Source organism: Mycobacterium sp. pW045, from assembly GCF_041287085.1.
GTDB lineage: Bacteria > Actinomycetota > Actinomycetes > Mycobacteriales > Mycobacteriaceae > Mycobacterium > Mycobacterium algericum_A.
The window spans coordinates 505,473-522,622 of the sequence record NZ_JBGGKU010000001.1; the positions used below are offsets into that span (position 1 = coordinate 505,473).

The 17,150-nt window shown below is 68.7% G+C and carries 13 protein-coding genes and 1 tRNA gene; 4 read left to right on the forward strand and 10 right to left on the reverse strand.

What is annotated here, in order from left to right:
- Nucleotides 1-7: 7 nt before the first annotated feature.
- The 3 genes from ACAG20_RS02235 to ACAG20_RS02245 are packed head-to-tail and all read right to left on the reverse strand — an operon-like array spanning nucleotide 8 to nucleotide 5,432.
- Nucleotides 8-2,371 (reverse strand): glycerol-3-phosphate 1-O-acyltransferase, encoded by a 2,364-nt coding sequence (locus ACAG20_RS02235; protein ID WP_370491364.1) that lies wholly within the window; start codon nucleotides 2,369-2,371, stop codon nucleotides 8-10.
- Nucleotides 2,368-3,987: an HAD-IB family hydrolase gene (locus tag ACAG20_RS02240; RefSeq protein ID WP_370491365.1), complete on the reverse strand. Its 1,620-nt coding sequence runs from the start codon at nucleotides 3,985-3,987 to the stop codon at nucleotides 2,368-2,370. The genes ACAG20_RS02235 and ACAG20_RS02240 overlap by 4 nt, the downstream gene beginning before the upstream one ends.
- The gene (locus ACAG20_RS02245) at nucleotides 3,984-5,432 is read right to left on the reverse strand and encodes a wax ester/triacylglycerol synthase family O-acyltransferase (RefSeq protein ID WP_370491366.1); all 1,449 of its coding nucleotides are present in this window, start codon (nucleotides 5,430-5,432) and stop codon (nucleotides 3,984-3,986) included. Before ACAG20_RS02245 ends, ACAG20_RS02240 begins: the two co-directional genes overlap by 4 nt.
- A gap of 271 nt (nucleotides 5,433-5,703) precedes the next feature.
- On the opposite strand from ACAG20_RS02245, the gene ACAG20_RS02250 reads away from it, so the two are divergent.
- Nucleotides 5,704-5,777: transfer RNA gene (locus tag ACAG20_RS02250), tRNA-Arg, on the forward strand.
- A gap of 203 nt (nucleotides 5,778-5,980) precedes the next feature.
- Nucleotides 5,981-6,739 (forward strand): enoyl-CoA hydratase, encoded by a 759-nt coding sequence (locus ACAG20_RS02255; RefSeq protein ID WP_112683839.1) that lies wholly within the window; start codon nucleotides 5,981-5,983, stop codon nucleotides 6,737-6,739.
- Between the two features lie 9 nt (nucleotides 6,740-6,748).
- Here the strand turns inward: ACAG20_RS02255 and ACAG20_RS02260 are convergent, their stop codons facing one another.
- The 4 genes from ACAG20_RS02260 to ACAG20_RS02275 all read right to left on the reverse strand — a co-directional run bounded on the left by ACAG20_RS02260 (nucleotide 6,749) and on the right by ACAG20_RS02275 (nucleotide 11,492).
- A complete protein-coding gene (locus tag ACAG20_RS02260) occupies nucleotides 6,749-7,939 on the reverse strand; it encodes a dihydrolipoamide acetyltransferase family protein (protein ID WP_370491367.1) in 1,191 nt (396 codons plus the stop codon).
- Nucleotides 7,936-8,985, reverse strand: coding sequence for an alpha-ketoacid dehydrogenase subunit beta (locus ACAG20_RS02265; protein ID WP_112683837.1), 1,050 nt, complete (start codon nucleotides 8,983-8,985; stop codon nucleotides 7,936-7,938). The genes ACAG20_RS02260 and ACAG20_RS02265 overlap by 4 nt, the downstream gene beginning before the upstream one ends.
- Nucleotides 8,985-10,079 (reverse strand): pyruvate dehydrogenase (acetyl-transferring) E1 component subunit alpha, encoded by a 1,095-nt coding sequence (gene pdhA / locus ACAG20_RS02270; protein ID WP_370491368.1) that lies wholly within the window; start codon nucleotides 10,077-10,079, stop codon nucleotides 8,985-8,987. Before pdhA ends, ACAG20_RS02265 begins: the two co-directional genes overlap by 1 nt.
- A gap of 90 nt (nucleotides 10,080-10,169) precedes the next feature.
- A complete protein-coding gene (locus ACAG20_RS02275) occupies nucleotides 10,170-11,492 on the reverse strand; it encodes an aminotransferase class I/II-fold pyridoxal phosphate-dependent enzyme (protein WP_370491369.1) in 1,323 nt (440 codons plus the stop codon).
- A gap of 42 nt (nucleotides 11,493-11,534) precedes the next feature.
- Here ACAG20_RS02275 and ACAG20_RS02280 point away from each other — a divergent pair, with 42 nt between their 5' ends.
- Entirely contained in the window at nucleotides 11,535-12,200 is a 666-nt protein-coding gene (locus ACAG20_RS02280; RefSeq protein ID WP_112683834.1) for a pyridoxamine 5'-phosphate oxidase family protein, read from the forward strand.
- A gap of 55 nt (nucleotides 12,201-12,255) precedes the next feature.
- Here ACAG20_RS02280 and ACAG20_RS02285 read toward each other — a convergent pair whose 3' ends face one another.
- Both ACAG20_RS02285 and ACAG20_RS02290 read right to left on the reverse strand, forming a co-directional pair.
- A complete protein-coding gene (locus tag ACAG20_RS02285; RefSeq protein ID WP_112683833.1) occupies nucleotides 12,256-12,912 on the reverse strand; it encodes a maleylpyruvate isomerase family mycothiol-dependent enzyme in 657 nt (218 codons plus the stop codon).
- A complete protein-coding gene (locus ACAG20_RS02290) occupies nucleotides 12,896-13,795 on the reverse strand; it encodes an alpha/beta hydrolase (protein WP_370491370.1) in 900 nt (299 codons plus the stop codon). Before ACAG20_RS02290 ends, ACAG20_RS02285 begins: the two co-directional genes overlap by 17 nt.
- Nucleotides 13,796-13,865: 70 nt before the next feature.
- On the opposite strand from ACAG20_RS02290, the gene ACAG20_RS02295 reads away from it, so the two are divergent.
- Nucleotides 13,866-14,501, forward strand: a complete 636-nt coding sequence (locus ACAG20_RS02295; RefSeq protein ID WP_370491421.1) for a TetR/AcrR family transcriptional regulator — start codon at nucleotides 13,866-13,868, stop codon at nucleotides 14,499-14,501.
- Between the two features lie 14 nt (nucleotides 14,502-14,515).
- Here ACAG20_RS02295 and ACAG20_RS02300 read toward each other — a convergent pair whose 3' ends face one another.
- The gene (locus ACAG20_RS02300; protein ID WP_370491371.1) at nucleotides 14,516-17,098 is read right to left on the reverse strand and encodes a multicopper oxidase domain-containing protein; all 2,583 of its coding nucleotides are present in this window, start codon (nucleotides 17,096-17,098) and stop codon (nucleotides 14,516-14,518) included.
- Nucleotides 17,099-17,150: the final 52 nt, after the last annotated feature.

The window sequence follows — 17,150 nt, forward strand, 5'->3', positions numbered from 1 at the left end:
CGCGGCGCTATTGGCCGGCCACTCCACGCCAATACCGGCGCATCTCGGTGTCTCGGGCGACGAATGCCTCCCGGGCGATCCGGGCGATGTGGTCGGAGTCCTTCAGGATGCTCCGTAATTCAGCCCGGAACGCCCGGCGGCGCTCGGCCAGGTCCGCGGTGTTCTCCAACAGCTCCTGGTCGGCGACGACTTGGCATGCCGTGGCGAACAGCAAGGTGGACACCGACTCACTGCTGCGGACCCGCCCCTGCGCCACGTACTGGCGGCCGACCCCCAGGGCCGACTGGGTCAGTTCCTGCTCGCCGACGTCGGCCGGCGCATCGCAGAGCACGTCGGCGACGATCTCGTAGGCCTCGAAGAAAACCCGCAGCATGACATCGGAGGTCACCGGGGTTTTCTCCGACAGAATCCCGTCGACCTCGGCGCCACCGGCGGCGACCCGCGACTCCCAATCGGAGAACCAGGACATCTCCTCGGCGATGTTGTCGCGGAACGTGGCCGAGTCGGCGAAGTAGAAATCGAACTTCAGCAGGTCCCGCAACCGCATCGCCTGAGTCCAGAACGCCTCGAGCCGGTCACCCTCGCCGCGACGGGCGTGAGCCAGTGCCAGCTCGACGATCGAGGTCTCCAGGAAGGCGTGGATGACCGAATTGCGGTAGAACGAGGCGGCGTGCTCGTCCTCGGGGGCGATCCGCCACACCGACTCGCGGCCCCCGTCGACGCGGGTGACCGGGTGCCCGTTGGACATCGCATCGACCGCCGCGCGCACCCCGTCGCGGCTGCGCAGCCGCAGCGCGCTGGTGGAGATCGGGGTCTGCTTGCGTTCCAGAAAGTCCAGACCGTCTTGCAGCGAATGATGGATCTGGTCCAGCGTCAACGCCAGCCCGTGGGTGGTCAACAGCAGCGCCGACACCAGACCGGTGGCACTGATCGGGGTGACGCGCTGAATCCGCCATGCCACCTCGATGGCCATCTTCTGCATGGCCAGCCGCTTGGCATCCGGATCGGTCGCCGCGGGACCGTCGGGGGCACCGAGGTACTGGCGCATCGACACCGCTTCGGGGAAACGCACGTAGATCTTGCCGTAGCTGCGTTCGCCCTGCGCCTTGATGAACCGATAGAGCCAGCGAGCACCCTCCGGTGTCTTCTCCCCACCGCGGGCGTAGGCGGCATATTCGTCGGTCTCGTGTAACTGATCGAAGCTGATCGAAACACCTTGCAGCAGCACATCATCAGTGCGGTCATCCAGGTATGCATCGGCGACGTAGGTCATCAGCCCCAGCTTGGGGGGCAGCATCTTGCCGGTGCGCGACCGGGTTCCCTCGATGGACCAGCTCAGGTTGAACCGTTTCTCCATCACGTAGCCGACGTACTCCTTGAGCACGTACTTGTAGAGCGGGTTGTTGCCGATGCTACGCCGGATGAAGATCACCCCGGCCCGGCGCAGTAGCGGTCCCATCAATCCGAAAGACAGGTTGATCCCGGCGAATACGTGAACCGGCGGCAGCCGGTTCTCGGCCATCGCGACCGGCATGACCGCACCGTCGATGTAGGAGCGGTGGGAGAACAGCAGCACCGCGGGATGGCTTTCCAGCGCGGTGCGCAGCGCGGCCACCTGATACTCGTCGTAGTCGATCTCGGGGTCGAAGCCGCGGCTGAGCAACCGGGTCAGCACCCCGACCAGGTCGACGGAGACACGACTCCACCCGGTGGACAGCTCGTCGAGCATCTTGCCCGCCTCTTCGAGCGTGGCACCGGGAATGGCCTTGAGTCCCTCGCGAAAACGGGCGGAGGCCAAGATCTCCGGCTTTACCAGCCGCGGCGACTTGTACTGTGGCCCCAGGATTCGGTATTCGGCACGTTCCAGCGCCAGCACCGCCCGCCGGGTGACGAAGTGCGCGAAGTCGCGGGGGTTGTCGCCGACGGTGTTCTCACGCCACTGCTCGCGCAGCTGGGCGACGGTGGCCGGTTCACCGGCGACCACCCGGGCCAGCGCCGAGTCGGTACGCACGATCTGACGTTGCTGACGCTCACCGGGCCGGTATGGGTTACGGCCGGGCAGCAGCGCGGCCACTCGGGACAGCGCTGACGCTCCGGCACGCGGCATCCAGAACACTCGCACCGGCAGGACCGAGCGCTGTTCGTCGCGTTCGAGCTGTCCCACCAGCCGAGCCATCGTCGACGGCGGCCTGTCCGGTTCCAGCGGGAACAGCTCGGCGAGCACATCGGGATTCGCCTGCCGGTACCGATCCACCCAATCCCGGACCAGGCCCGCCTCCACGTCCGACGACACGAATGCCAGCACGAGCGTGTCGCCGGTCACGGTGGATCCGGAGTGATCGGCGGGGTCGGTGGCCGGGGATGTCGTCACGGCACCTCTTTCGGGCCGGCGGTCTTCTTCGCCTTCGGCGCCGCCGCTTTCTTGGCGGAAGCCTTCTTGGCCGGCGTCTTCTTGGCGGCGGACTTTTTGGCCGGCGTCTTCTTGGCGGCGGACTTCTTGGCCGGCGTGGGCGACCACTGCGGCAACTCGTCGACCGGCCAGTCGGCCAGCGTGTCCAGATAGAGCTGACGGATCTCCGCGATTCGGTCGGCCAGGTCGTCGACTGTCCAGTCCTCGACCGAAATCGCCGGGAACACCGCGACATCGACGGTGCCGGGGTTGGCGCTCATCGAATCCCGGGCGGCGACCACCTCGGCGTTGCGGATCACGATCGGCACAATCGGAATCCCGGCCGCCATCGCGATACGGAACGGCCCCTTCTTGAACGGCCCTACCCCGGTGGTGTCGACCCGGGTGCCCTCGGGTGCGATCACCACCGACAGTCCCCGCTTGGCGCGTTCCTCGACCGCGTGCAGGGATTCCACCGCGGATGCCGCGTCGTCCCGGTCGATGAACACCATCTCGGTCAGCTTTCCCAGCGGGCCGGCGATCGGGTCTCGTTCCAGCTCTCGTTTGCCGACGCTGATCCAGTTGTCGCGCACCAGCGCTGCGCTGATGACCGGGTCGACCTGGTTGCGATGATTGAAGATGAACACCGCGGGTCGGGTTGCGGTGAGGTTCTCCTTGCCGATCACGTTGAGCCGCACACCGTTGAGGCCCAGCAGCAGCTGCGGAAAGTACGCCGTGAAGAAGTTGACGCCCCGGCGCCGGCTGCCGCTCAACAGGCCCAGCCCGATCGCGCCGGCGCCCACCGGCACCATCGATCCCAGCGCGGCAAGGTTGCGCAGCTGACCGACGACGCCACTGCCGCGGCTGCTGAACCGCAGGATCGGCCACCCCCGCTTGCGCGCGACCGAGGCCATCTTGCCTTCGGGATTGGTCGGCCTGGGGTTGCCGACAAGATGCATCAACGCGACGTCCTCATCGCCGTCGGCGTAGAAATAGCTGTCCTGCAGATCGATGTCGTGTTCGGCGGCGAATTTCTGCACCGCGGCGGCTTTCCCCGGTCCCCACAGGATCGGTTCGGCCACCTCCCCGGTGAGCACACCGTTCTCGTCGGTAACGAAGGCATTGGTCAGGGTGTTGGTGATACCGAGGAAACGGGCGACCGGTTCGACCTGGATGGTCAGCGCCGAGGAACTCAGCACCACGGTGTGCCCGCGGGCCTGATGGGCGCGCACCACTTCGCGCATCTCCGGGTAGATACGCCCGGCGATCTTCTGCACGAACAACCGCTCGCCGATCTCGTCGAGATCGCTGATCGAGCGGCCCCGCAATGCCGACGACGCCTTGGTGATGAGTTGCTCGAACTCAATGCGGCCGAGTTGGTGATTGAGCCCGGCCTGGATCATGCCGAACAGCTCCCCGATCCCCATGTCGCGGCTGCGGACTCGTTCCCGGGTGAGAATGACGGCGGTGAAGCCGGCCACCAGGGTGCCGTCGAGGTCGAAGAAAGCGCCGATCTTGGGACCGGGCGGGCTGGCGGCGATCTCAGCCACCGATCCGGGCAGCCGCATGTCGCGCGGCGGCGACTTTTCACCGGTCATGACTCGGCATCCGACTCGAACGATGCCGCCACACAGCGCGGCACCGGGTCACCGGCGAGCGCCAACACCTCGTCGAATCCCTGCACCAGACAGGTGCCGAACAGCTTCTCGTCGCGGACCGCGGCCCGGTCGTAGCGGACCGTGATGGTGCACTCGCCGCCGCGGGAGATCAGCACCACCATCATCGCCACACCGGGCAGTGGACCGATTCCGTAGTGCCGCAACACTTTGGCACCCGCGATGTAGGTGTCGCCGGGATAGAAGGCCACGTTGCTGGCCTGCACGTCGGCCGCGACCACCGACTCGGTCATCTTCTCCAGCACGGGCGTCGGGAAGACGCTCAGCAGCGGCGCCACGGATCCGATCACGTCCATCGCGGGTTCTTCGCGCCGCTGGGTCATCTGGGCCCGGATCCGTTTCATCCGCTCCACCGGGTCGGCGACCCCGATCGGGGCGGCCAGGTTCACCCCGGTGAACCGGTTACCGCCCGCGGGATCGGCCTCGGCACGCAGGTTTACCGGAATCGCCATCGGCAACGTGGCGATCGGGACACCCAGTGCCCGGTGGTATCGCCCCAGCGCCCCGGAGAGCGCGGCCAGGTAGGCGTCGTTGATCGATCCGCCGCCGGCCTTGGCGGCCCGGTGCAGATCCGCCAGCCGGATGTCGAGCGCCTGGGTGCGGCTGCTCAGGCTGCGTCGCCGCAGTAGCGGCGACGGTTCGGCGGCCTGGCTCATCACCCGTGCGCCCGAGCGGACATAGCCGATGACGCCGGCCACCGCCGACAACGGATCACGAACCGTGCGGGTGGCCGCCCACAGCGTCCCCAACAGCACGTCGCGGGTGCCGCCGAGCACCGCGGCCGGCAGGTGGTTGATGCCGTCGCGCATCAAATCGTTCGACGACAGGTCCTGCGGCACCGGTTGCGGCGGCATGGCTCGGGCCGGCGGGTCGCGTTCCAGGTCGTAGATCTGTCCGAACATCGCAGCGCCACCGACACCGTCGGTGACGGCGTGGCTCAGATGCAGCATGGTGGCGGCGCGCCCGCCGGCCAACCCCTCCACCAACGTCGCCGACCACAGCGGCCGCTGAATGTCCAGCGGTGATTGCAGGCTCACCTCGGCCAGGTCGAGCACTTCGCGCAGCCCCCCGGGTTCGGGCACCCGGAGCCGGCGCACGTGAAAATCCAGGTTGAAGTCGGGGTCCACCACCCAGCGCGGCGCCGCCGTCGGCAGCGTCGGCACCACCACCTTCTGGCGCAATCGCAGTACCCGCCGGGACACGTTCTCGAACAGGCTCCGGAAACGATTCCAGTCCGGGGTGGTGTCGAGTAACTCCACGCCCATGATTCCCGACCGGGTGCGAGGATTGGCCTCGCCGCGGTGCAACAGGTAGTCGACGGCCCCCAGTTCGGTGGGCAGGCCCGCGGCGTCGATGAGGTCACCCATGTGAAGCTCCCGAGGGCTCGCCGCCAGTGCCTGCCCCGCGCACCGACGCCGCGACCACCACGTTCCCCTCCTGATTCACACTCTTCACGAGCACCATTCAACGCTAAAGCATGTCGAACAACTGTGGTGGTTGTTCGACACCGCCCTTCTCGGGCGTTCCTTGGCTCATGCCGCTGGCGCGGTGTGACCGTCGGCTCCCGCTGGTTTCACCGGCCGGCGTGCTGAGACCGGCGCCGCTCCATTGCCACCAGCCGATAAACTGGGCTGTATTGCCCCCGTAGCTCAGGTGGATAGAGCACATGACTTCTAATCTTGTGGTCGCAGGTTCGAGTCCTGCCGGGGGCGCGCCAACGAGGCGAAGCGCAACGGCACTTTGCGTGACATAGTGCCGGAAACCCGCAATGATGCCGGGTAAACCTGGAAAGGCAGGTCCATGGGCCACGAACGCACCCTCATCCTCTACACGGTCTTCATGATCGCGCTGATTGCGGTGTCCGCCGTGATCATCGCCTGGGTCGCTTGACCGGGTTCCGATGCCGTCATCGTCGATGACACAATCCGATCTCGTCTTGTTCCGCGTCGCTGACCGGGTGGCGTTGATTACCGTCAATGATCCCGACCGGCGTAACGCGGTCACCGGCGCGATGTCGGCACAATTGCGGGCAGCGGTGCAGCGGGCCGAAGCCGACACCGGCGTGCACGCGGTGGTGGTCACCGGCGCGGGCCGGGCGTTCTGCGCCGGCGCTGACCTGTCGGCCCTCGGAGCTGCCACCGAAGACGGGCTGCTGGCGCTCTATGACGGCTTCATGGCGGTCGCGCAGTGCACGTTGCCCACCGTGGCCGCGGTCAACGGCGCCGCCGTGGGCGCCGGGCTGAATCTGGCACTGGCGGCCGACGTACGGATCGCCGGCCCGGCAGCGGTGTTCGACGCCCGGTTCCAGCAGTTGGGTCTGCATCCTGGCGGCGGCGCCACCTGGATGCTGCATCGGGCGGTGGGACCCCAGGTTGCCCGGGCGGCGCTGTTGTTCGGTATGCGTTTCGACGCCCGGGCCGCCGTGCAGCACGGGTTGGCCCTGCAGGTCGCCGACGATCCGGTCGACGCGGCGATCACGTTGGCCACCGGGCCGGCGTCGGCTCCGCGAGAGGTGGTGTTGGCGACCAAAGCCACGATGCGCACCACGGCTGTTCCGGGCGCGGTCGAGGGCGAGCAGCACGAGTTCGCCAAACGCACCGAACTGGGTCCGCAGGCGGCGACCGTGGAATCACCGGAGTTCTCGTCTCGGCTGGCCGCCGCGCGACGCCGCTGAGCAGCAGCGCTACAGGTCCAGCAGCGCGGTATCGGGTTGTTCGATCAGATCGCGTAGCGCACAGAGGAATTCGGCGACCTGCGCACCGTCGGCGATACGGTGGTCGAACGCGCAGGTCAGAGTCATCTGCGGGCGGACGACGACGGCGCCGTCGATGGCCACCGGCCGCGGCTTCAGCGAACCCATCCCCAGAATCGCCGCCTCGGGGTAGTTGATCACCGGCACCCCGTCGTCGATGCCGAGAGCGCCGAAGTTGGAGACGGTGAACGTCGACCCCTGCAACTCGGCCGGTCGAAGGCTACCGGCGCGCGCGCCGGCGATGAGCCGCGTCACGCAGTCCGCGAGTTCCCGGGTGGTCTTGCGGTGCGCGTCGAATACCACCGGGACCAGCAGGCCACGGGGGGTGGCCACCCCGAATCCGAGGTGGATGGCGCGGTGGGCGCGGACCTGTGGGCCCTCCGGCGCGTCGACCCAGGTCGCGTTGAGCACCGGATGACGGGCCAGAGCGAGAATCAGCAGTCGCAGCGTCAGTGTGAACGGCGTGATCGACGCGCCCTCCACACCGTCGGCAAGGCGGTCGCGCAGGTGCAGTAGGTTGGCGCAGTCCACCTGTACGGCGGCATGGGCGTCGGGGATCCTGCTGCGGGACATGGCCATTCGTTGTGCCATCGCAGCCTGCACTGGACTCACCGGGTGCAATTCGTCGGCCGGCCGGTCGCCGGTCGCCGCGGCCAGCACGCCGTCGGTGGTGATCACCCCGCGCGGGCCCGGTGGCACGCCGCCCAGATCCACGCCCAGCTCCGCAGCGAGCTTGCGGGCGCCCGGCTTGGCTTTGGGCCGGGGGCTGCTCGCGCACGCTCGGCGGCTGGTGTCGACGGTGTCGTCGGCGCCGTAGCCCACCAACACCGGCGCACGCCCGGCCGGGGTCGCGTCCGGAGAGTCCGCCGCCGGACCGGTGTCGATTCGCACCAGCGGCGCTCCGACCGCGAGCACCTCACCCTCGGCACCACCGAGTTCGACGATCCGCCCGGCGTACGGGCTGGGAATCTCCACTTCGGCTTTGGCCGTCTCCACCGTGCACAGCGGCTGGTTGAGTTCCACCTCGTCGCCGACGGCCACGTCCCAGCGGGTCACCGTGAGCTCTTCGAGCCCCTCACCCAGGTCGGGAACCGCGAACGTCTGGATCTGTGCCGTGCTCACGGCGCCTCCAGGACGCGCTGGACGCAGTCCAGCAGCCGGTCGGGGCCCGGAAGCCACAACCGCTCCAGCCGGGCCGGTGGGTACGGGGTGTCGAATCCGGTGGCGCGCAACACCGGCGCCTCCAGTTCGTAGAACAGTTCCTCCTGCACACGCGCCGCCAATTCGGCACCGTAGCCGAGATTTCGCGGGCCCTCGTGCAGCACCACGCATCGGCCGGTGCGCCGCACCGATGCCGCGACGGTGTCGAAGTCGAGCGGGACCAGGGACCGCAGGTCGACCACTTCCAGACTCCACCCATGTTGCCGCGCACCGATTTCGGCCGCCGAGAGCGCCGTGGCCACCCCGCCACCGTAGGTCAGCACGGTGACGTCGGCACCGGTCCGGCGCACCGCGGCACAACCGATGCCCGGCTGCGGGCGAGCGGTGTCGACGGCGCCGCGGGCCCAGTACCGGCGCTTCGGCTCCAGGAAGATCACCGGGTCCGGCGCGCAGATGGCATGCCGCAGCAGCCAGTAGGCGTCCGACGGATCGGCGGGAACCACCACCTTCAGCCCCGCGGTGTGAGCCCAGTAGGTTTCGGTGGACTCCGAATGGTGTTCGGCCGCACCGATTCCACCGAATGACGGGATGCGCACGGTGACCGGCATCGGTATCTCGCCCCGGGTCCGGGTCCGATATTTGGCCAGGTGGCTGACCATCTGGTCCAGCGCGGGGTAGCTGAACCCGTCGAATTGGATCTCCGGGACGGGCACGAAGCCGCGCACCGCCAGCCCGACGGCGATCCCGATCACCGCGGACTCGGCCAATGGGGTATCGAAACAGCGTTGCTCGCCGAAGGTTTCGGCCAGGCCTTCGGTCACCCGGAACACGCCGCCCTGCACCCCGACGTCGGTACCGAACACCAGCACCTTGCGATCGGCGTCCATCGCGTCACGTAGCGCCCGGTTGAGCGCGGCCACCATGGTCAGGTGCTCGATGCCAGGATTCGGCCCGGTGGTCGGGGCCGTGGCCGGCGAGCGGGTGGGCGGTTCGAGGATCTGGGTCATCAGCGCTCCGTCGCCAGCTCGGCACGCAGCGCGCGGCGCTGCTGCTGCAGCTCCGGGGTGAGATCGGCGAACACCGTGGCGAACACCTCGTCGACGTCGAAATCGGCCGCACCGACCGTCGCGTCCCGCAACTCGGTGCGCAGCCGCTGCGCCCGGGCCGCGACCCGGTCCTCGAGGCGCTGCGTCCATACGCCGGAGTTGCGCAAATAGTTGCGGTAACGCGGGATCGGGTCGAGCACCCTCCAGCGCTCGAGTTCGGCGCTGCTGCGGTAGCGCGTCGGATCGTCGGAGGTGGTGTGCGGGCCGAGCCGGTAGGTGACGGCCTCGACCAGGGTGGGGCCCCCGCTGGCGCGGGCCCGCTCGGCCGCTTCGGCCATCACCGCATAACAGGCCAACGGATCGTTGCCGTCCACCCGGATGCCGGGCATCCCGTAGCCGATCGCCTTGTGCGCCAGCGACGGAGCGGCGGTCTGCCGATGCAGCGGCACCGAGATCGCCCACTGGTTGTTCTGCACATAGAACACGCATGGGGCGCCGAACACCGCGGCGAAGTTCAGCGCCTCATGGACGTCTCCCTCGCTGGTGGCACCGTCGCCGACGAACGCGACGGTGACCGAGTCCTCGCCGAGGCGTTGCGCGCCCATCGCGGCACCCACGGCGTGCAGCGCCTGGGTGCCGATTGGAACCGAGATCGGCGCACAGCATTTCGCGGTGAATTCCAGTCCGCCGTTCCATGTTCCGCGCCAGGCGGCCGCCACGTTCCATGCCGGGATTCCCCGGGCGACGAACACTCCCAGCTCGCGGTACTGCGGGAACAGCCAGTCGGTCTTGCGCAGGCAGGCGGTGGCGCCGATCTGAGCCGCCTCCTGTCCGTGGCAGGAGGCGTACAACGCCAGCTCCCCTTGGCGCTGCAAGTTGACCAGCTCGGTGTCGAGCTCGCGGGTGAGCACCAGCAGTTCGTAGAGCCAGCACAGCGTTTCCTCGGGCAGGTCCCGGCTGTAGCGATTCTCCGCCGTCGGTGCGCCGTCGGGCCCGATCAGCTGCACAGGTTCGAGGGCGACCTGGGGACCGGTGATGCCTGGCAGCTGGCCCATGCGAGCCTCCTTGTGACGCTGCTCTCATTATGCCAGCGAAGATCGGCCGCCCTGGTTCATCGCACGCCCCGGCGTTGACGTGTCGGCTCGTCAGACGCTGGCGTATCCGGCGCCACCCACCGAATCGGCTAGGGCATCGGCGAGCGGTTCGATCTCGGCGGCGGCGAGATCGGCGATGGTGATGCGAATTCCCGGCGAGCTGCCGATTCGGAACCGGCTGCCCGGGGCCGCGGCCCAGCCCGCGGCGAACAACCGCGTGATCGCCGCCGACTCGTCGGGTACCGGGATCCACACGTTGAGCCCCGAGCGGCCGTGGGACGCCAGGCCGCGATCCGCCAGCGCCGCGCACAGCCGGGTGCGCCGGTCGGTGTAGACGGCTTCGGCGTCGGCCACCAGCCGCGTGGCTGCCTTGTGGCGCCACATGCCGACAGCGGCGTCCTGCAGCAGATGGCTGACCCAGCCCGGTCCGAGCCGCTGCCTGCCGTGCACCCGCTCGATCGTGCGACGGTCCCCCGCCAAAAGTGCCAGCCGCAGGTCCGGGCCGTAGGCCTTGGCCGCGGACCGCACGAACGCCCAGTCCCGCACGGCCCCGGCGAGCGGGTGCAGTCCCACCCCCGCCACGCCGGCGCAGTGGTCGTCTTCGATCAGCAGCACCTCGTTGCCGGCTTCAGCCAGCACGGTGCGTAACGCATCGGCACGCACCGCCGAGATCGCGCCGCCGGTGGGGTTTTGGGCGCGGCTGGTCACCACCACCGCCCGTACTCGGCGGCGCAACGCCCGCGCCAGGTCGGCTACCAGTGGTCCGTCGCCGTCGACGCCGACCGGCTCCACAACCAGCCCCAGCGCCCCGAGCAGGTCCAGCAGGTTAGCCCACCCGGGGTCCTCGACGGCCACCCGGTCTCCGGGACGCAGGTGAGCCGCCAGTACCCGCTCGATCGCATCGAGGGCACCTGATGTCACCGCGAGATGCTCGGCCGCCACCCCGTCGGCGGCCAGGGTGGCCCGAGCGTAGTCGGCCAACTCCGGTGAGACGGATGGCTGCCCGTAGAGCACCGGCGTCGCGGGCGGCGACAGCCTGGCGGTGGCGATCGGGAGCAGCGCCGGGTTCGGGTTGCCGGTTGAGAGGTCGCGGACGCCGGCGGGGACCGTGAGCCCGCGCAGCGACCGTGGTGTCGTCGCCGGCCGAGCCCGTACCCGCGTTCCCCGCCGCCCGGCGGTTTCGACGGCCCCGCGGTCGCGCAGTAACCGGTAGGCGGCGGCGACGGTGTTGGGGTTCACGGCGAGCTGAACGGCCAGGTCGCGGATCGACGGTAACGCAGATCCCGGTGCCAGCAGGCCGTCGGAGATGCCCGCTTCGATGCTGGCGGCTATCGACTCGGCACCCACCCCGGCAATAGAATATTGTACCGTCACATATTTCAGTATGTACTATTACATTATTGAAAGGCAACCGTGATGGCTCGGTCTTATGCACCCACGGCTCGCACCACGCCCACCAGATACCGGGAACGGGCGCGCTATGACAGCGAAACCGTCCACCGCATCCTCGATGAGGCGCTGATCTGTCACCTCGGCTACCTCAGCGAGGGTTCCCCGGTGGTGCTGCCCACTACCCACGCTCGGCACGGCGAGGTCCTCTATCTGCACGGCTCCACCGGAAGCGGCCCGATGCTGGCAGCCGCGAAAGCGCCGGCCGGCTTGCCGGTCTGCGTCACCGTCACGCTGATCGACGGCTTGGTGCTGGCCCGCTCGGCATTGCACCACTCGCTGGCCTATCGCTCCGTGATCGTCCGGGGCGCGGCGCGGCTGGTCGCTGATAGCGGCGAGAAGCGCGAAGCGCTGGCCGCCCTCGTCGACCATGCCGCGTCTGGCCGCGCCGCCGACAGCCGACCCCCGAACGAACGTGAGCTGGCCATGACCGCCGTGCTGGCGCTCGACATGGTCGAAGTCTCCGCGAAGGTGCGCACCGGCGGTCCGGTCGACGATCCCGAAGACCTCACACTGCCGTACTGGGCCGGGGTCGTCCCGTTGGCCATGGCCGCCGGATCGCCCGAACCGGCCGACGACCTCGACCCGGGGATCTCACTGCCTTCCTACTTGACGCGCTACCGCAGACCGTAATGGCCAGCTAGCTACCGGTTGATCGCCGTTCCAAACCGCGTCACCAGGTAGGGGTTCAGCTGTTTGGAGCAGCCGGGGCACCCAAGCGACGCCGTAACACGTCGACTCCGTCGCCGCTGAGGTGCCTCAGCGCCCAGGGCCGACCCGCGAGTACCGAGGCCAGGTGCGCTGCTGTACCGGTGACCGGGGGCCCGTCGCCGTTATGCCAGTCGAGGTCGACAGCGTGCAACGACAAGCCGCGGGTCCAGGAACGCGAAGGAATGAACGGGTTCGGTATCTGCACCTGTGTGTGGAGCACCGCCGCCAGCTGGGGCAATCCGGCCGTTGACTTCAGCCCGAGCCCGAAGCGGATATCCAGCTCGTGAATCACGTGATCCCCCAGGAGAAGACGCCGCGGGAAGACTCGGCCGAGGCCACGTGGCGCCGCCATCCCGGCGGCAAAGTCCTGGATCAACTCCGCTGGGGACCGCCGCCGAGCGAGCCGTTGCGCCAGCGCCGCGTTAGCACGGTCGAACGACCCGCCGTGTCGTCCCATTTCGACGGCCATCCGCACGGTGGAGGCCCGGTAGCCCATAGCCAGGTGCGCCAGCACATCGTGGTTGGTCCACTGCGAGCACAGGCTCGGTTGCGCCCAATCCGTCGCCGACAACTCCCGAACCGCCGCCAAGAACCGAATGTCGTGGTCGAAGAGCAACTCACGCGTTGGATACATCGAGGTTCCTCCGCAGAAAGTCGGTCTGGTCAGCGAGCACGGTGTCGAGTAGCGGTTGGTGGTACACGTCGAAATGGTCACCGTCGTAGTGACGGGCCGCACCAAGTGGAGCTCGCCGCGCCACGGCGACCGCATGCCGCGGGTCCATCAACGTCTCACGCTGGGACACGCACACCAGCAAGGGCGCCGCGATGCCGCCGGCAGACCGTAGTGCGCTGGTGACTGCGATCCCGAGCACGTCGGACGCCCCGACCCGGTTGTCGAACGACCCGCCCGGCGAGACCACCCCGTTCCAACCGTCCTGTGCACCTGCCACGGTCACCGCCGCTGAGCTGCCCGGCGGGCCGACAATCGGCACATAGTGCGGTGTGGCATTGAGTAGCCGTCGGACGGCGTCCGCGAGGATGGCAGGCCCGAGCCGCAGAGCTGCGCCGAACCCGAACCGGCGAACCGTCGCGAAGCCATCGACGATGGGGCACTGCACTACCACGGCGGCCAGATCATCGCGAACCGCGGCGACCTTCAGGACGTGCATCGCGCCGAGACTGGTGCCCCACAGAGCCATTCGAGTGTGGTCGAGTTCTGGAACGTTGCGCGCGAAGTCCAGTGCCGCCGAGATGTCCTCCCGGTGCCGACGCAGGCTGAGGCGTTGCCGTGGCAGACCGCCGGATTCCCCCGTGTGGCGATAGTCGAACGCCAGAGTGGCGATGTCCGCCCGGGCAAAGTGCTGCTCGTATTGGGCCATCGACATCGTGTGATTGGCCCCGAACCCGTGCGCCAGAACGATCACCGGATGCGGGCCGGGCGCGCGGGGCAACGTCAACCATGCGGCACAGCGGGTGCCATGCGAGTCGAATTCGGTCCTGGTTGTGGCTAACGGCATGCGATTCTCCTATACGTACGTTGTACGTGTTGTATATTACGTACGTTGTACGTGTCAAGTGGAGGTGGTCATGCGAGCGCGATTCACCGTGGCCGAGATTCAGGCGGCCGCCCTGCGAATCGTCGACGTCGAGGGTCTATCCGGCTTGAGCATGCGATCGCTTGCGGCCGCCCTGAAGACCGGACCGATGACGCTCTACAACTATGTGCAAAACCGCGATGAACTCGAAGCCCTCGTTGCCGAGGCAGTGATTGCCGACGTCGAAGTCCCGCCGGCGAGCGACGACTGGGTCGATGACGTCCGGTCGATCGCGACGGCCATGTGGCAGGCGGTCCACAATCACCCCAACGCAATCCCCTTGGTGCTCACCCGCCGGACCATGTCGTCGTCGAGCTACGTTGTCGCCGAAAGCCTCATCGAAGCGCTGAGCCGCGGCAAGCTGGCCGATGGACCCCTCCTCACGGCTTTTCGGGCGGTGTTGAGCCTGGTGATGGGCAGTGCGCAGGTCGAATTGCCCGCGAGGTCGGCCGGTGGGGATCGCGACCAGCAACAGCGCGAGGCCGCCGGCTACATCGGTGCGTTGGCCGGCGACGAACACCGCCGCATTGCTGCGCTCAGCAAAGTCAGTCAACGCTCGACGCCGGCCGACGACTTCGCCGGAGCCCTGGAACTGCTGCTAGCCGGAATCAGAACTGCCACACCGTAAATGACGCGTTCCGACTAATCCGTGACCTCGAAGATGCCGTGGGCGCCGTTCTCGGCGTGCCGCATGTCGTGGTCCATGAACGGGTAATGCCCCGCTTCAGGGAAGGTCAGCTCGACGAAACCGCCCTGGGCGGTCGCCAGGTCCAGCACCTGGGAGCCGCCGGCCGGGGCCGAGGGGTCGCCGGGCCGCAGCAGCCAGGCACCCTCTTTGTAGACGGTGTCGAACTGGGTGCCGACGATGTGGAAGGCGATCGTGTCGCCGGGCCCGGCGTTGACCACCCAGACCCGCACCCGTTCACCGGCGCGCGCCGGCAGCGGGGCGTGCATGTACTGGGCCGCGGTGCCGTTGAACATCCAACCGTCGGGCTGTCCGGCCCTGATCGCGGTCGTCTTGGCGTCGGCATCGGGCGCTCCGGCATAGAGCTGCGCGCCGACCAGGGCGTATTCCCGGTCCACGGCCGGCAGCCCGGGCGGGTCGATGATCACCGCGCCATACATGCCGTTGGCGATGTGCAGCGTCATCGGCGGGGTGCTGCAGTGATACAGCCAGGCGCCGGCCCGTCGCGCGGTGAACCGGTAGACCAGCCGCTCCCCCGGCTCCAGCGTGCGCATCGGCTGGTCGGGTGCGAGCGCCCCGGCGTGAAAGTCGATCCCGTGGCCCATGCTGGAGTCGTTGATCAAGGTGATCTCGAAGGTGTCCCCCACCCGGCCGTGCAATGTGGGGGCCGGCTCGCTACCGCCGAAGGTCCAGCGGATCTCGCGGCGGCCGGGCGCGACTTCGAGTTCACGGTCCACGGCGCGCAGCTCCACCCGGTGCACGCCGGGTGTTGCCGGCGCCAGCACCGCGTCGTACGGGCGCCATCCCGGCGACGGGTCGGCGGCCAGGTCCAGCGTTTCCGGCGCGGGAACTCCCCCACCGTGGTCACCGACGGTGTGCTGGTGGCGTGGCACGCCGCCGACGGCGCGGATTGTCATCGTCATCCCGGCGGCCCGGTGGCCGGGCACGTCGCACCAGACGTCATGGTCTTGGCGGATCACCCCGAGGTCGAGCACCGCGGTCTGGCCGCGGCTCAGCCGCGGCGTGTGCTCGCCGGTGTCGACGTGCAGGTCATGCGGCAGCCCGTCGATGTTGGTGACCCGCAGCACCAGCCGGGTTCCGGCCGCCACCTCGAGCACATCCGGGGAGAACCGCATGTTGTTCAGCGTCACCTCGACCGTATGTGCCTCACCGGCGACGTCAGCCACTTCCGAGACGGCCGGCGCCCCCAGTGTCAGCGCCGATGCGACCGCGGCCACCGCGGCCACCGCGACCGCCCCGGTCACCGCAGCGGAGTGCGGCTTGATCGCCTCGACGTCGATCGGTCCGCGCAGCGCCACCGGCAGCGCCAGCCGCAGCGCCAGCAGCACGAAACTGGCCACCGCGACGGCGGCCAACACCCAGCCGACGATGGGCAACGGCCCGCGCCACGGCCCGGCCACCAGCGGCACGGCGACGTTGATCGCGACCACCCGCACCTGCCAGCCCTGATCCAGGTAGGCGATGACGGCCTTACGAATCGGCGGGCCGTGGGCCACCAGGATCGGCAGCAGCTGACTGAGCGCACCGAGCAGGATCTGAGCGACGAAACCCACCGCCAGCAGCGGCAGCAGGGTGTGCTCGACGAATGCGGGCAGCACATCGACGGAGCGGCCCGCGATCAGCGCGACCACCTCCGTCACGACGGCCGCCCCGAGCCAGCCGGTCGCACCGACCAGCATCCAGGCCGCCGGGCCGGTGAAGCTTCGTCCCGGCCACAGGCCGACGATCGCCAGACCGGCGCCGATCGCGTAACCCGCCAGACCTGCCGCCGCCAGCCACCAGCTGTCGGCGAGCAGGCCCGCGGTGGCGATCGCCAAACCAGCCGTCAGGGTCGGCAGCGCGCGACGGGCCATCGCGAAGCTACGCGGGGTGATCTTCTCGCGGATCGTGGTGGGCCACAGCGTGAACAACGTGCCCACCACGGTCAGTCCGATCCAGCCGTAGAGCATCACGTGCACGTGGGTCGTCCACAACCGCGCATACCACCGGGCAACGCCAAAGGCCATGGTGGCGCCGGCCGCCGATCCGATCAACAGGGCGACGATGGCTGCCAGATAGAAGCCGACGAGATAGTCGAAGCGCGCCGAGAGCGCCGACTTCTTCATCGCGATCAACTCCGCGCCGTGAGCGACGCCGACGACGGCCACGACGGCGCCGCCGACGCCGGTCAGCGCCCCGGCGTTCCAGGCGACACCCGCCAGGGCGGCGATCACGCCCGTATTGAGCACGGCGAGTTTGGCCACCAGGTGCCAGTGCGGCGGATCGGGGACCCGGCACAGCGTCGTGGTGAAGTGTCCCGACCAGATCACGATCGCGTTGGTGGCCGCGCCGAGCAGCAGCGCATGCACCGGCAGCCAGATCGGGTGCGCGATGGCGTTGTGGCCGATCAGCAACGCCACCGCGACGGCCAGCCAGACCAGCACCACGATGTTGGCGCCCAGGAACACCGGCCCGCGCGGCCCGCCGCGGCGGCGCTTTACCGGTGGCGCCGCGGACGGCGGTGACCCCAACTGAATCATGATCGCCAGGCTACGGTGATGGCGCTACCAGGAGAAAGTGCCCTTAGACACC